Below are 14,923 nucleotides of genomic sequence, written 5' to 3' on the forward strand. Positions count from 1 at the left end.
CTGTCTCAAAACAACTAAACTTAGCGTGGTATTTGAATACGTAGAAACATTTGAGTAAGCAGTAATAAGACTTTAATTAAAAAATTTATAAATCCGTTAAGAATCTTATATTGCTGAAAAGCCTAAATGGCTTTTCAGGGGCAGTTTACGAATGGCAATGAGTAAGCTAAACTGCCCCGAACTGAGCAAAGTGAGTTTATAAGATTTAGGATTTATAAATTTTTTAATTATTAGTCTTATCTGCGAAGCGAACGTTTCCTAGAATTCAAATACCACGCAGTAGGTTTAAGTTGTTTTGAGACAGCCGTTTAAATTAGAAGAGCTTATTATTGCTTTATTAATATACTCATACAGTTCTCTGCTCATTCCATTCTCTTTTGCTGCAAGGGGATTATCCCTATAATAGTTCTCAGCAGCTTGAACAATATCAGTGTCACCTTGAGCAAACATATTAATTCCTTCCTGCCACTTTTGGGCTAGTTCCTGAACAAAAGGATTATCCGGTGATGTTCCTTTTTCCATTTCTGATTGAAAAGATGTTAACAGCTGATTCCAATCACTGGTCAAAGCTTCCATCTCATTACTTTTAAACTTTTCATATTGGATTTTAAGTTTACTGCGCTGTTCCTCAGTAAAATATTTTTTTTGGTTTATTATTAATTGAATCGCCTTTATAAACTGCTCTGAACTTGGCTTGTGAACTGTATCAAATACTTCTTCAAGCTCCTTCATCTGGCTTCTAAGCTCTTTTTTAATCCTAATTTCCTCATCTAAACGTTCTATCTGCATTTTTATAACCTGCTGAGGATTATAATCAGACCGTTCAAACATTTGTTTAATCTCATCAAGTGCAAAACCTAACTGCTTAAGTGACATAATTTGCTGAAGCTTTACGATGTCCGATTCTGAATATAATCTGTGTCCTGAATCAGTATGACCTGAGGGTGACAGAAGTCCTATCTCATCATAATGATGCAGCGTTCTTATAGTTATCCCTGTAAGTCTTGATAATTCTCCAACCTTCCAAGTCTCATTACACACTGAAATAACCTCTCTTTCAATCATATAATTCTTTTGATTTCATCCTTATTAAAGCTATATTTTTTCCCACACACATTACATACAATTTCAATAGCTTTATTGTTCTCATATGAATGAATCAGCTCTTCTTTATTTAATGAATAGAGCATTGGATAAAAAATATCTTTAGAACATCCGCAAAAGAACTGAATAGGATGAATTCCCATAATATCTACATCTTTAAATAATAAATTGGGTACTTCTTTAAAAGCTATATTACTATTTGGATTAGATAAAAGCAATTGATTGTCGTTAATTATATTTTTAATATCTTCAATGATATCAATAGAAGCTCCCGGAAGTAACTGAGCTAATATTCCCCTGCTTGAAATTATCTCATTGTTTTCATCTAAAACAATATTTAAAGAAAATAACGAAGGAATTTGTTCACTTTGTTTAAAGTAATAAGAAAAATCATCAACAATATTTCCATAGGGCATTTCTGTGATTCCTGTAAATATACTGTTCATTCCTAAATCCTTCATTACTTGCAAATATCCTTTATCCCCTATTAATTGCTCCAGAGACATATTATTAGCTTCTGCTAATGGAAGCTTTAATAACTCATCACTGATATATCCTCGGATATTGCCTAATGCATCAGCATCTGCAAATATCTTGCAGTTTTTACTGCTGGTATTAACTTTTATACTGATTCTCTGATTATCTTTTAAAATTGCAGAAATTAGACTTGTAATAGAAACAGTTTTACCCAGGGCTATTTTTAAAAGCCTGCCCATATTTTTATTATCACAAATCTTTTTAAGCATTTCAGTATTTTTTACAAATAAAATTCGAACTTGTTTATTATATGCTAATGTTTTTATCACATAGTTTCTCATTTTTAATTTAGACTCCTTATTGTTATAGTAAATTTGTGCTAGGTCTATTATATTGTTAAAACACCAGCACCAAATATAATATACAACCTAACGTAAGGTTAGATGCAAGCTTTTTATTTTAGAAAACTGCAAACCTGATTTGTAAACAAAATTTAAAATTCCTGACACATAGCTGTCACAAACCTAGCTTAATATAATTCTTGAGAGTTTAATTAATAACCATGTTTCTTATTAAAGGAGGATATTTACAATGAACAAAAAATACAGCTTTACAAACAAGACTGCAGCCCTTTTATTAGCTGTAAGTTTACCAATAACAGTATTTGCAGGCTGCCAAAATAAAAATACTACAGCAAATGCAGCTTCAAAACAAGCTGGTAATTCTAGTAATAATGGTTCAAGGCGTCAAAATGGTACAGCTCCTAACTTAGATCAATTTAAACAAAGGATGGCAGACAATATAAAGTCACTTGTAGAGGATAAGACCATAACTCAGGAGCAGGCTGATAAAATAGTTGCTGCTCTTACTGAGAACATGCAGAATTTTGGAGGTCAAAACAAACAACAGAATAATAATCAAAATAATCAAAATGGTTCCCAAAGTAATGGACAAGGTAATTCACAGAACAATAATCAAGGCAATGCTCAAAACGGACAAAATAATGGGCAGAACAGACAAAACAGAAGAAATGATCAGGAGAGCAGTGCTTTAAATAAACTTGTTACTGATAAAGTTATAACACAAGCACAAGCTGATGCAGTTATGCAAAAGATAAGAGGTAATTTTAATCGTCCTCAAAACAATCAAGATCAGCAAAACAATAATAATAATAATAATAATAATAATAATAATAATAATAATAATAGTAACAGCAATAATGGCAATCAAGGTGCTTAATTAAGCTATCTGCATTAAAACTGCTTTTATCTACTAAACCTTCCACCCTTAATTAAAATGAACTGTCCCAAAATAATTAAAAAACATTTTGGGACAGTTCATTTTTTAGCTTTACTTTTTATTCTTTCCAATGTCTATTTGGTACCTTAAATAGCAGAATAGGCACCATTATTATTCCAAGTATATAGGCACTTATCATCTCCATTACTGAAATTAAATACATTATATTACCTATAGGATTCATATCTCCGTACCCTACAGTAAAAAAGGTAGTTGCACTAAACCATAAGCAGTCTGGAAACGCCTTTGGCAGTTTGTAATTAGATTTGATACCATCCTTAAGAAAGTTTCCATCAAAAATTGCATTATACTGATTTTGAGGATAGTTATGTATTATAAAGAAAATGACTGCATTTACTATAATTATAAGCAGTACAACAGAAATAACTGCTACTATGGTTTTAATCATTGTAATATGTATGTCGCTTCTAATATTTGCTGATAGATGATTATAAACCGAAAGCACTAATATCAGTGCAATACAGTATACCACTGTCATGTATAAAACTGGGGTAATTTCTATAATGAAAATATTCATAGCTGATATATATCTTAATGTACTATCTCTTAATGGATTATAATATATTAATTTATATAAAGCATAGGTAGAAATATAAATATTTATTAGATTTAGCCGAAATATTTCAAATAATTTCTTAACATCTATTCTAAATTTATATTTGTTATAATGCCTATAGGATATTATTAGCAAAACTAATAAGCTCATATAAAATAGAATATAATTCCTAAATAATACTGCAAGCATAAAACAGCATAAATTTATTGTAAGTCCTCGTACTATATTTATTTCAACAGTGCATGTAAAGTAAAAGCACAGTAAGCAAATCAATAAAAGAATTAACGTATATAGAAATATATTTATATCATTCACCACCTTAAAAACTGCAAGTCGTTTAAATACTATTAGTTATCTATATGATGAAAATCGTTAACTCTTTCATATTTTATATTTATAAAGCAATTACAAACACTGATAGAGCATAACTATCTCTATCAGTGTTTAATAATAAACGTATAATTATTTTACCATCTGCCGGAAGACCCGCCGCCACTGGAGGAACCGCCTCCCATACCTCCAAAGCCGCCTCCGCCGCCGAAACCTCCATTATTTCTACCTCCCCTCCCGCCTCGTCCAGACCAGAAGAGCATACTAATAAATAATAAAGTGATTCTGCCTCTATTGAAAATAAAATCAAACACTACAAGTGCTAAAATTATAAATCCTCCAACTCTTGTTGTAGTTCTATTTACCTCAACATTTACCTGATTCGGCATATTTACTGGCTGATTTTTTTCTAGGGTTACGTTATATTCCTTTGCAATAGTATCTGCAAAGGAAGCATAAGCCTCTCTAATACCTTCAGAATAGTTTCCTTCTTTAAACCTTGGTGCGGCAATGCTGTCCATTACCCTCGCAGAATATATATCCGGTATGGCTCCTTCAAGCGAAGTTCCCACTTCAACTCTCCACTGCCTATCCTGCATTGCTACAAGAATCAATAATCCATTATTTTTTCCCTTTTGCCCTATTCCCCAAGTTCTAAAGAGTTCATTTGAATAAGCTGCAATATCATTTCCTTGAAGGGAATTTATAATTACTACAACCTCTTGAGCACCTGTTTTTTCTTCAAGTTCTCTTCCAACAGAAATTATATACTGTTTTGTTTGTTCATCCAATGTTGAGGTATAATCATTAACATATTTCAAGTCAGTAGGTTCAGGAAATTTAGGTTCAGCGCTAACACGTGTAAATATTAAGGGCAAAAATAAGGCTAATGCTAAAACCATAAATAATGAAGTTTTTCTATATAAAACTTTTTTTCTTCTCATAATTACTTAGTAGGTGTAAAGTCAACCTTAGGAACTTCCTGTGCTCCTGCAGAAGCTTTATAGTAAGGTTTTTCATTAAACCTGAATAAACCTGAAATTATTGAATTTGGAAATCTCCTTATTGTACTGTTATATGCACCTACTGCATTGTTATAATCCTGCCTTGCTATGTTAATTCTGTTTTCTGTTCCTTCTAAGGATACACTTAAATCTCTAAAATTCTGGTCTGATTTTAGATTAGGGTAATTTTCTACTAATGCCAAAAGTCTTGAAAGCGAGGATGAAAGCTGACTGTCTGCGTTTGCCCTATCTTGAACTGTCTGAGCACCAGCAAGTCTTGACCTTGCATCTGCTACAGCTGTAAATATATCCTTTTCCTGCGCTGCATAACCTTTTACCGTTGAAACAAGATTTGGTATTAAATCTGACCTTCTTTGAAGCTGTGTATCTATATTTGACTGTGACTGATTAACTGCCTGTTCAAGATTAACCATGCTATTATAACTTCCTATCAAAGGAAACAAAATAACAGCTATTACAGCTATTACAATTAATGCTGTTTTTAATCCTTTGCTCATACTATTGCCTCCTTTTGTCGTATGTAAGTTAATGTATTGTTTATTATTCCACATAATAATAAAGATTAGGTAGAAAAAAATGAGGAATCTAATGGAAACAATAAATTGTAAAGCTATACACGAAAAGTTATAATAAAGTTATAAAATTAAGTTTATTAGTAATCTTAAAAAGGTGGGCTGTAAAATGAAATTTATTACTTATAAATACAACGACAAGGAAAGTGTTGGTTTACTAACCATTCAAGGAATTATACCTTTAACTCAATTCAACTCAATGTTTGACTTAATTGAAAACTTTAGCATGGATGCCGTTAATGAAGCTCCTACTCATTATATTCCATTAAAAGAAGTTAAACTTTTGGCTCCTATTCCTCATCCAAGAAGAAACATTTTGTGTTTAGGAAAAAATTATGAAGACCATGCAAAAGAGCTTGGTGCAACAAAAATTTCAGATAAGTTTGTTCCGGAAGATCCAATATATTTTACCAAGTCAGCTGATGCTGTTATTGCGCATGGAGATGATATTAAGTTTTACTCCGTGGTAACTAAGCAGGTTGACTACGAGGTTGAATTGGCTATTGTTATTGGAAAGGAAGGAATTAATATAAAACCTGAGGAAGCTGAGGACTATATCTTCGGCTATACTATAATTAACGATGTGTCTGCAAGAGATCTTCAAGTTAGACATAAGCAGTGGTTTAAAGCTAAAAGCCTTGATACTTTCTGCCCAATGGGACCTTGCCTTGTACATAAAAGCCATCTTCCTCTTCCTGTAAGACTAGATATTAAGAGTTTTGTAAATGGAGAGTTAAGACAGAATTCAAATACAAACAAACTTATTTTTGATATTCCTTATATTATAAGCGATCTATCTCAAGGATTTACTTTAAAACCCGGAGATGTAATTTCAACAGGAACTCCAAGCGGTGTAGGCTTTGGCTTCAATCCTCCAAAGCTTTTGAGTGATGGAGATGTTATAGAGTGTTATGTTGAAAAAATAGGAAGTTTAGTTAACAAAGTTAAAGCAATATAAATAAATTATCCCCACACTAAAATATGGTGTGGGGATAACTTTTAATTTATTGTTTTTATTTAACTTTTACAGGAAACAGTAAATCCAATTGATGCTCGTCACTTTCCGGCCAATTATGATGTGCATTATAAACGTAGTTAAGATGTTCTTCAAGAAGTCCATACATAAATTCACCATTATCATTAAGCATATTTGCTTCATATTTAGGGTTATTAGTTGTAACCCAATTATTTAACCACTGCCATTCATGAAAGTTTCCCATAGTAATCATATGAGCTGCATATAAACCCCCATCGAAATGCTTCTTCTGCATATTTTCAGGTACTTCTAAATCCTCGGGAATTGTAACCCATAGCTCATATCCATAAAAAGGCCTGTCATTAGATGGGTTAGGATGATTAAAACCAAATACTCTTGCATCTGGCTTAATTTCATATAAATTACTTTCCTTTATAAATTTCTCCAGCTGTTTTCCTGCATTGTCCTCAGGGTTTTCTCCAATGTAATGACTTGCTGCAACTGTAAAAGGCGGCAAATGAATAATCCTTACATTACTAATAGTCTCTAATTTTTTTGATGCCTTACTTAATTCTTCCACGGACTTTTCCTCCTTAAAATCAAAATTTGATAAGGATAAGGAGTCAATTACCTTAAGTATGGAATCATTGCTTAATAAATCAAGGTGTACTCTTATATCTTGGTTTCTTTCCAGTTCCTTAATAAGCCTATTCAATATTTCCTTTATGGTGGATAATGCATTTATCCTATCCTCCAGTTCGTTTATATTCTTCCTGAATATATTAATAGCCGCTGCTGCACTCTCATTCTCCAGTATATCGGCTATTTGCTTTAAAGGAATATGCAGCTTTCTTAAGATAATTATTTGCTGCAGACAAATAATAGCTTTTTCATCGTAAACTCTATAAGCATATCCCTCTTTTTTGGTGCTTTTAAGAAGCCCAATCTGCTCATAATATCTAAGAGTCCTGGTAGACACCTCAAAGTTCCTTGAAACCTCACTGATAGTAACAAGCTCCATACTTATCCTCCCTCCTTAATAAGAAGTATAAAGTACGCCACGACGTCAAAGTCAACATCATTTTCCAAATTATTTTTACTTTAATACATCCTGAACTTTTATTCTCCACACCATATGATCAGCGCCTTTTCCCCAGAAGTCCTTTAAATGGTACTCGGGGCTACCAAACATTTTTGACCAAGTCTTTTGTGCTTTTTTATACCCGCTGTCAAAACAAAATTCCTCTATTCCTTCTTCTCTTAACCTTTGAAAAATTTCATTTAACATTTTGCTGCCAATTTCCTTATTCTGATAATCAGGATGCACAAAAACTGTTCCTATCTCAACTAAATCCTTTAACTCACCGTTAGTGCAGGAATATATTAAATCATTTGAAGGTCCATATTCAATTGAGCCTACTATCTTATCATTATCTTTAGCTATAAGAAAGTATCTGTCTCTTCCATTGCTTTCTATGTCCTCATTAAGACATTTTCTTTTATCTTTAATTTCTTCTGCCAATGTATCAGCTAAGTCTTCAATACCATTTCTTTTAAAGGTATCTATAAGTACTATTTTAAAGAACTCATTAATCAATTCCGCTTCTTCAGTATTTGGTCTGCTGATTGTTATATTGTCCATAAGATTTTACCCCTCTCATAGCCTAGGATTAATTATTCCATACATAGCTACATCACAAATTCCAGAATTATTTCTATCAGCTTTTATTCTTGTTCCTTCGTATTTTAAACCGCACTTTTGCATAACCTTACCTGAGTTCCCATTTGCAGGATCATGCCTTGCCTCTATACGATTAACTCCTACTTCCTCGAAGAAAAATTCTATTAAAGCTTTAAGCGCTTCAGTTGTTATTCCCTGTCCCCAATACTTGCTTCCAATACAATAACCAATTTCCACAGCCTCTATATTTTCTTTATAGTCAACTACACCAATGCTTCCAATGGCTTCTCCAATACTTTTAAGTTCAATACACCACTGGTAGTTTTTATCCTCTGAATAGTCACTTACCCACATTTCAATTACTTTACGGCTTATCTCTATATCCTTATGGGTTGGCCAGGTCAAAAATTTGGTTACTTTATCATCACTTGCCCAATTTTGATACATAGCATCAGCATCTGTTAATTCAAACCTTCTTAATATAAGTCTTTTAGTCTCTATTCTTTTTGTTCCTAAGTTTTTCATGTAAATTTCTCCCCACCAAATTATTATAGCTATTATTTCTAATTTATCTCTTGTATTTTAACTTCACAGCTCAATTCCCATCATATTAATTACCATCTTTGCATCAGTTTCAGTAATCCCGTATATAGGGTTTGTTCTTACTAGATGCTGCTTGATTTCCTCATCCCCTAAATCCAAATCATCTAATACAACATATTTTGAGGCATTTTCATGCTCGCTTAACCATGCGCTAATTTCCTTTGCCTTTACAAGACTGAAGGTTTTCTTTTCTCTAATTTCTTCTGTAGTGAAATCAGGAGTTTTTCCAAATAGCTTTATGTCAGACTCAGTTAAGATATCATATAGACATTGAGAATATTTGTGAACTGGCATCATATTATCATCAAACCATAATTTCCATCCGGAAGACATGACAATAACCGCGCTAGTCTTATCAATTATACTTTTTAAAATTCTCACACTATTTCTATCGATTATTTTATCAGGATTATTCCTAAAAAATTCTTCTGAATTAAGGACGCCGTCAATATCTAAAAATATAACTTTCATAAATTGATTCCTTTTCCACTGACTTAAATTATTTTATACTATTTTTATCAAAACTAATTACAGTTGCCCCCATATTATCAGGAGTATCTTTATTTTCAAGAATAGCATATCTTATGCCATTATCAGAATAAGTCTTTACCATTTTAGGACAATATATCGGCTTTCCTTTAATGAATTTATTCTTATCATCATAGGCATCGTATACTGTATCCTTAATAATTTTTCCATCAGTTTCATACTCTTCAAGTTTATTAACTAAAAACGTGCCGTCCGCTTTAATACTTCCTTTAATAACACGCACATAAGCTTCTTTACCGCTATTAAAGGAAGCTAGAAATTTATCCATCACTTCTATATTGTAAACTTCAGCCTCTTTACTTTCTTTTGAAACCATTATTATACTTCCATTTTTAAGTGATGTTTTAAAATTTCTCGCTTCTTCAATATCAGGCTTTTTTAAATTATTTTTTTCCTGGTATAATGTTCCCAACTCTTTGTCTTCTTTTTCGTCCTTATTAGTGCTTGTATAAACCTTAGATTCGTGACTTACAGTTTTATTAGTATTTTTATTATTTGTACATCCGCTAATAACAAAAATCATAGCTGCAGTACCTGCTAATAGTGCATACTTTTTCATGATTCACCCCTTCAAACTATAGGAAGAAGAATAATTATAAAGATATCCACAGCAAATCTTCTATTTATACACAATCTTTCGGATTGTTTCCACAGCAAGTGAATATTCCTCCGATAGGTCTTCCATAGAAACATGTTCTGAAAACTTGCATCTTATCTCTTCATTTCGGTGTTCATAATAGCTTCTTGCACCAGAACCTTCTCCCCATTTTTTACGTTCTGATATAGAAGGTATATAAAGCGCCTCTCCTTCCACGTACTTTTGTATTTCTTTAAGAAGTTTATCGGGCAGTATATCAGAAGCATTAACATATTTCATTACTTATAGCTCCTTTTTATCTATTTACCTTCAAAAATTCTTCAAGACTTGAATACTCTCTTATTTTAACTTCATTACTCTTAATTACAGATACGATATATTCTTCGATTTCCTCTGCACATTTACGGAACCCCATCAGGTTTTCATAATCAAAAATACCCATAAGATCCATAGTCTTAAGCCCGAATTCCTCTTTAATAGAATCGAACTCCTGCTGAAAATTGTATCCCCAAGCAAAGGCATTGAAAACATCTTTTTTATCGCAATAATAATATATCCTTCTAAAAGTATATCTTCCTTCCTCATACCATGCAGCTAAGTCTTCGAAATTATATTCTCTTGTTTTAGTAACTGTTTGCGGCTTTCTTTCCATAAAAAATTCGCGAGTTACAGCAATTATTTCATAACATAATTCTTTTGTTTCCTTTAGATTTTTTGCCTCTATAATTCCTTGATAAAGAGCAAGAAATTTTTCAGGAATATTCTTCATACTGCTTAACACTTCAATCTGGTTCTCAGGGCCTCTCTTAAAATAAGCTTCATTAACATAAGCAACAGCCTCTGACAGGTATGCTGCAATATATCCGCTTGCTTTACGCACTAAGCTTAATGATTCTTCAAAAATCATATTCTTATATAGTTCCATGGCAACGTTAATCTTTTCTAAGCCTTTTTTATAGGTAAAAGCATTATTCTTCAAGTTGTCATTAAACTTATTCTGAAGTTCAATAAATCTCTGCCTATCTTCCTCGCTTCGTGCATATAGGATAAATCCATCAGCAAGGCATGTAACAATACTTTCATTAAGATTAGCCAGTCCTTCTACTCTCTCCCAAGACATAGGAAATAAATCGTAACCTATATCTTCAATTATAAATGTCTTTGCCAGTCTATAACCGTACTCTGTTTCAGGTATAAAGAAGTTAAATGCTATTTCTTCTCCATCCGGTTCTATCTTCCAATGCTTGTGCCCAATAAGAAGACTTACATCATCCTTATATTCAGTGTCTATTTTGTTAACTGCCCAGTCAATTAATTCTTTGCTAATATACTTCATAATCTCGCCTCCTGATATTTTAATAAGATATAACAGCCGTTTATCTATACTTATATGTTATCAGCGGCAAGTATCCTATTCTATACCAAAAATAATTGTAATAATTCTGTACCAAACAACTGAAAATTTACCATCCAACCTGAGAAAACGAAACATTATTTATATAATTATTTATTGCTCCTTTTACATAGTCCACCATATTATCAGGCAAAGCACTTATATCAAACCAAGCTAAATCATCACACTTGTGAGGTTCGTTATTTGAAACATCACCTGTCCATTCCTTACAGGCAAGGAAATAGTCAACTCTTTCATGGTCTTCACACTTTCGATGCATAACTTGTACTATTTCAAGCTTGCTATCTTCTATATCAATATTTATCTCTTCTTTTGCCTCTCTTATCATGGCATTAATGATAGTTTCATCTCCATCAACATGTCCTGCAGCTACACTGTAGCAGCCGTCTCCATACCCAGTATTAAATCGTCTCAGCAGCAATATTTTGTTATCTTTGATTAAAAATAAATGTACAGCTACTATCATTGAAAATCGTTTGACGGGCTTTTTGGGGGCCTCCAGGTTCATATCTTCTAACCTTTTTTCTGCCGCCTCAATTGCCTCTATACCAGATTTACAAAGTACATTTATTCCCTTTACGATTGTAACAATAACAAATGCCTCTACCAATTCTTCCATAGTTAATCCTGCTTCTACAGCAGCTATGGCATGTGATTTAGCACCACTTGTTTCATCATCCAAGCTATCTAAAAGAGTAAAAATCAGTTCTCTAGTCTTTTGGGGTAAATGCCCCCTCTGAACTGATTCACGCATAAGTAAATATCCTTTAAGAGCCTCAGGAGAATATTTAGAAAGAGTTTCTGCAAAAGGCGGGTTCCACTTCAGCTCATTTTTATAATAGTTAAGTATGTTTTCAAAATCATTCATATGTAAATCCTTTCTTATTTAACTCTAATAAGTAGATAGTCATCGTAATGTTCAAATCCCAATGCAGTATATGCTTTTACTGCAGGAGTATTATTTTTTCTAACAGAAAGCGTGGGTACCTTGCCTTTATCAATAATCCTTCTGCATAGTTCTGAGACTACTGCTTTACAATAGCCCTTTCCTCTTTCACTCTCAGGAGTGTAAACACTGCCAATCTGATTTATTTTAGGAGTATATGTTTGAACACAGGCCTGAGACACCATTATCCCATTCTTTTCAGCTATAATAAATTCCTCTTCTTCACCTCTTTGAGATAAAGTTTTCTTGATATCTTCCTTGGTTGTATTTTGTTTAAATCCGTATACTTTGGCATCCATAACAAAATCAACAACCTTTTCTGTTACTACTTTGTCAGCCTCTATAAAATTTACTTCATCCAATATAAAGAGTTTAAAATTGTTATTTATAAAGTAAGAACTTTCATTATAGGCCTGAATTTCTTTATAATCTTTAATCAGTTCATACAAAGGCTTTACAACCTTTTGCATACCAATTAAAAATTCAAAGTTTTTCTCCTTCATAATATCCGCAAATAAAGGTACAGCTTCTACGTCTTCATAATGAGGAATACAGCTTCCAAGATTATAAAAAGGCAAGATTCCTTTTAAAATATCATTCTTGAAAAAGCCGTAATAATCTGCACATCTTCTTATGTCTTTTCTGTTATCTACTCCAAATTCCACTACATTTGCATATAAAAAAGATGTTTCAATTTCATTTCTATCAAGATACTCCATAATAATTTCCTTATCAGCTTGTACAAGAAGTCTAATCATTCATATCACTCCCTTTAACTTTTAGTGTTATATTTTATATTTATCCGTACTGATTTTTCAAATTAGGCCAGTTGATTAGCATCTTACCCATAAGATCTTAATTCTTTTATTTTACAAATAATCCATAAATATATTATATACCTTACTCTTATATAAAAACATAAAAAAATCACCCATAAAGGGTGAGCAGATGCATTTATTAATTTTTACTTCATGTTATATCTTTAAAATAACTCTGTCTATCTCACAGGAGCCATTAATATCCTTCCTGTTCCCCGGTATACATTAACTAATCCTTCACCTGAAACTGCAGAGCCAATGAGACTCTTACTGGATTTTTCAACTCTAAAATCAAGTGTATCAGACCATGCAATAGCATAATTTCCATCAATTCTAACTTCATCATTTTGGAGCACAAATTCTATAAGTTCATTTCTTGGTACAGGGCTTTCAAGTACAGCAATTCCGGAACCCTTAAGACATAGATTAAATAACCCTTCATTTCCAAGCACTGCAGAAGAAAGATTGGTTCTTGTTACAACCTTTTGCTGTATCCTTGATTCACAGGCAAGGAAGAGTCCGTCATCCAGTACTATTCCACCCCAGTCTGAAACCTCTTCTAGAAGTATATGCTTATAGGTAGGTTCCAGCATAAGCATGCCTGTTCCTTGATATTTGGGTTTAATAGCAGATTCCTTTGTCATCTTGGATGATAATGCTTTTCCAAACAAATCACCTAGTCCTTTAACATCTGCAGCCATACTTACAGCTCCAGCTGTCCATTGCATTGCTCCAGCGCTAATTGTATAAGCATTACCTTTTAATTCAATCAGAACCTGTCTTTTTCTAATATTCATTTCTGAAGCAAAGTATGCATTTATAGCACTTGCAGCATCCACGCTTAAGTCCTTCTTATACTCAAGAACCTTAACATCACCTCTAGATTCAACAATCTCTAGATTCTTATTTTCAAAGAGATTTTTACATGTTATCATTTTATATTCACATCCTTTATATGCGCTGTTTCTATATATCTTTATTCAATTATGCTTAAATTTATGTAGAGCCTTGAAAATCAATGTTTTTCTATTTATTTAACAAATATCTTAAAAAACATTAGCTATGCTATCTAATTACAAAGTTCAATACCATAATTGCTCATTGTAAAGATTTCTTCTGAATTCATTTCAATCATATCTTTGACGCTAATTTTGGGGTAACGTTTTTTAAAGCAATCAATAATTTTATACCCGAAAAAGTATCCTGCACACCAAGGTATTCCTGCGTCAGTATCACCAAACATATATTTAACATAATCAACGTCAGTTTCATTTAACAGTTTAGAATAATATTTATTCCACAATTCTTCCTCTTGTTGCCTTGATATTTGAGAAATCCATGTTGGATTTAATGCTTCATTAAATCCTTTAGCGAAAAAATCCGCCTGTCCATCTATTAATATTGATTCTATAAATTTTCCTGTAAGTCCTCCATGAATCACATGCCAGTAATTTCCCCATACAGTATGATGATATTCATGTGCAAATACATAAGGTATCCAATCTACATAACCAGTAGAAAAAGGATTAACATTTATTAAAATATTACCAAACACATTGACCCCCAATACACCGTTTTGCTTTTCTTTAACAACAGCATTTTCATCATTCAATGGATAGATTGCAATTGTTATAGGATCATCATCATAATTCGGAAGTGCTTCAACTACTTGCAGAAGTTTTCTCTCAAGCTCATTTAAATCAATCTTTTTCAATAATTTGATCTGATTTTTTAACTTTTCAATATCCTTTATTGGTTTTGGTTTTCGGTCGGACATATCAAATGGTGCCCATTGACTGATTTTTTCCCAATAAGGCTCCACAGCATATTTATACCATAACATTTCACAGTCCGCATTTCCCTTTTCCATCTCTAAGATATATCCATCTAAATTTTCATAAACAGCTATTATTTCTAGTTTCATTTTCTCTCATTCCCCTTTTATATCACAATA

General features: G+C 32.4%; 18 protein-coding genes. 2 read left to right on the forward strand and 16 right to left on the reverse strand.

Translation table 11 applies throughout. The annotated features are described in order from the left end of the window. Positions 1-285: 285 nt before the first annotated feature. Positions 286-1,041, reverse strand: coding sequence for a MerR family transcriptional regulator (locus tag JK636_RS00005; RefSeq protein WP_202746788.1), 756 nt, complete (start codon positions 1,039-1,041; stop codon positions 286-288). 20 nt (positions 1,042-1,061) lie between these two features. Continuing rightward, the gene (locus JK636_RS00010; protein ID WP_202746789.1) at positions 1,062-1,922 is read right to left on the reverse strand and encodes an Hsp33 family molecular chaperone HslO; all 861 of its coding nucleotides are present in this window, start codon (positions 1,920-1,922) and stop codon (positions 1,062-1,064) included. 250 nt (positions 1,923-2,172) lie between these two features. On the opposite strand from JK636_RS00010, the gene JK636_RS00015 reads away from it, so the two are divergent. Further along, a complete protein-coding gene (locus JK636_RS00015; protein WP_202746790.1) occupies positions 2,173-2,820 on the forward strand; it encodes a hypothetical protein in 648 nt (215 codons plus the stop codon). A 118-nt stretch (positions 2,821-2,938) separates the two neighbouring features. Here the strand turns inward: JK636_RS00015 and JK636_RS00020 are convergent, their stop codons facing one another. The 3 genes from JK636_RS00020 to JK636_RS00030 form a co-directional block, all read right to left on the reverse strand. Further along, entirely contained in the window at positions 2,939-3,418 is a 480-nt protein-coding gene (locus JK636_RS00020) for a two pore domain potassium channel family protein (RefSeq protein ID WP_202746791.1), read from the reverse strand. Positions 3,419-3,924: 506 nt separating this feature from the next. After that, positions 3,925-4,731: a TPM domain-containing protein gene (locus JK636_RS00025; RefSeq protein ID WP_202746792.1), complete on the reverse strand. Its 807-nt coding sequence runs from the start codon at positions 4,729-4,731 to the stop codon at positions 3,925-3,927. A gap of 2 nt (positions 4,732-4,733) precedes the next feature. Next, positions 4,734-5,309, reverse strand: coding sequence for a LemA family protein (locus tag JK636_RS00030; protein ID WP_202746793.1), 576 nt, complete (start codon positions 5,307-5,309; stop codon positions 4,734-4,736). Between the two features lie 184 nt (positions 5,310-5,493). Here JK636_RS00030 and JK636_RS00035 point away from each other — a divergent pair, with 184 nt between their 5' ends. After that, positions 5,494-6,342, forward strand: coding sequence for a fumarylacetoacetate hydrolase family protein (locus JK636_RS00035; RefSeq protein ID WP_202746794.1), 849 nt, complete (start codon positions 5,494-5,496; stop codon positions 6,340-6,342). 55 nt (positions 6,343-6,397) lie between these two features. Here JK636_RS00035 and JK636_RS00040 read toward each other — a convergent pair whose 3' ends face one another. From JK636_RS00040 to JK636_RS00090, 11 genes are all read right to left on the reverse strand, one after another. Next, complete coding sequence (locus tag JK636_RS00040) at positions 6,398-7,381, reverse strand: MerR family transcriptional regulator (protein ID WP_202746795.1); 984 nt, start codon at positions 7,379-7,381, stop codon at positions 6,398-6,400. A gap of 75 nt (positions 7,382-7,456) precedes the next feature. Further along, positions 7,457-8,002: a GNAT family N-acetyltransferase gene (locus JK636_RS00045; RefSeq protein ID WP_202746796.1), complete on the reverse strand. Its 546-nt coding sequence runs from the start codon at positions 8,000-8,002 to the stop codon at positions 7,457-7,459. A 15-nt stretch (positions 8,003-8,017) separates the two neighbouring features. Then, positions 8,018-8,566 carry a GNAT family N-acetyltransferase gene (locus JK636_RS00050; protein WP_202746797.1) on the reverse strand — a complete coding sequence of 183 codons (549 nt, stop codon included), beginning with the start codon at positions 8,564-8,566 and terminating at the stop codon, positions 8,018-8,020. 63 nt (positions 8,567-8,629) lie between these two features. Beyond that, positions 8,630-9,115, reverse strand: coding sequence for an HAD domain-containing protein (locus tag JK636_RS00055; protein WP_202746798.1), 486 nt, complete (start codon positions 9,113-9,115; stop codon positions 8,630-8,632). Positions 9,116-9,143: 28 nt separating this feature from the next. Continuing rightward, positions 9,144-9,752, reverse strand: a complete 609-nt coding sequence (locus JK636_RS00060) for a DUF4362 domain-containing protein (RefSeq protein ID WP_202746799.1) — start codon at positions 9,750-9,752, stop codon at positions 9,144-9,146. Between the two features lie 60 nt (positions 9,753-9,812). After that, a complete protein-coding gene (locus JK636_RS00065) occupies positions 9,813-10,070 on the reverse strand; it encodes a CD3324 family protein (protein ID WP_202746800.1) in 258 nt (85 codons plus the stop codon). Positions 10,071-10,086: 16 nt separating this feature from the next. Next, on the reverse strand, positions 10,087-11,127 hold the full coding sequence (locus JK636_RS00070) for a hypothetical protein (protein ID WP_202746801.1): 1,041 nt from the start codon (positions 11,125-11,127) through the stop codon (positions 10,087-10,089). Between the two features lie 127 nt (positions 11,128-11,254). Continuing rightward, positions 11,255-12,073: an NUDIX domain-containing protein gene (locus JK636_RS00075; protein ID WP_202746802.1), complete on the reverse strand. Its 819-nt coding sequence runs from the start codon at positions 12,071-12,073 to the stop codon at positions 11,255-11,257. A gap of 14 nt (positions 12,074-12,087) precedes the next feature. Further along, a complete protein-coding gene (locus tag JK636_RS00080) occupies positions 12,088-12,909 on the reverse strand; it encodes a GNAT family N-acetyltransferase (RefSeq protein WP_202746803.1) in 822 nt (273 codons plus the stop codon). Positions 12,910-13,148: 239 nt separating this feature from the next. After that, entirely contained in the window at positions 13,149-13,904 is a 756-nt protein-coding gene (locus tag JK636_RS00085) for an AIM24 family protein (RefSeq protein ID WP_202746804.1), read from the reverse strand. A 134-nt stretch (positions 13,905-14,038) separates the two neighbouring features. Next, positions 14,039-14,893, reverse strand: coding sequence for a DUF2268 domain-containing putative Zn-dependent protease (locus JK636_RS00090; protein ID WP_202746805.1), 855 nt, complete (start codon positions 14,891-14,893; stop codon positions 14,039-14,041). Between the last annotated feature and the right edge of the window lie 30 nt (positions 14,894-14,923).

It is taken from the genome of Clostridium rhizosphaerae (assembly GCF_016765585.1).
In the GTDB taxonomy this organism is placed as follows: domain Bacteria; phylum Bacillota; class Clostridia; order Clostridiales; family Clostridiaceae; genus Clostridium_AT; species Clostridium_AT rhizosphaerae.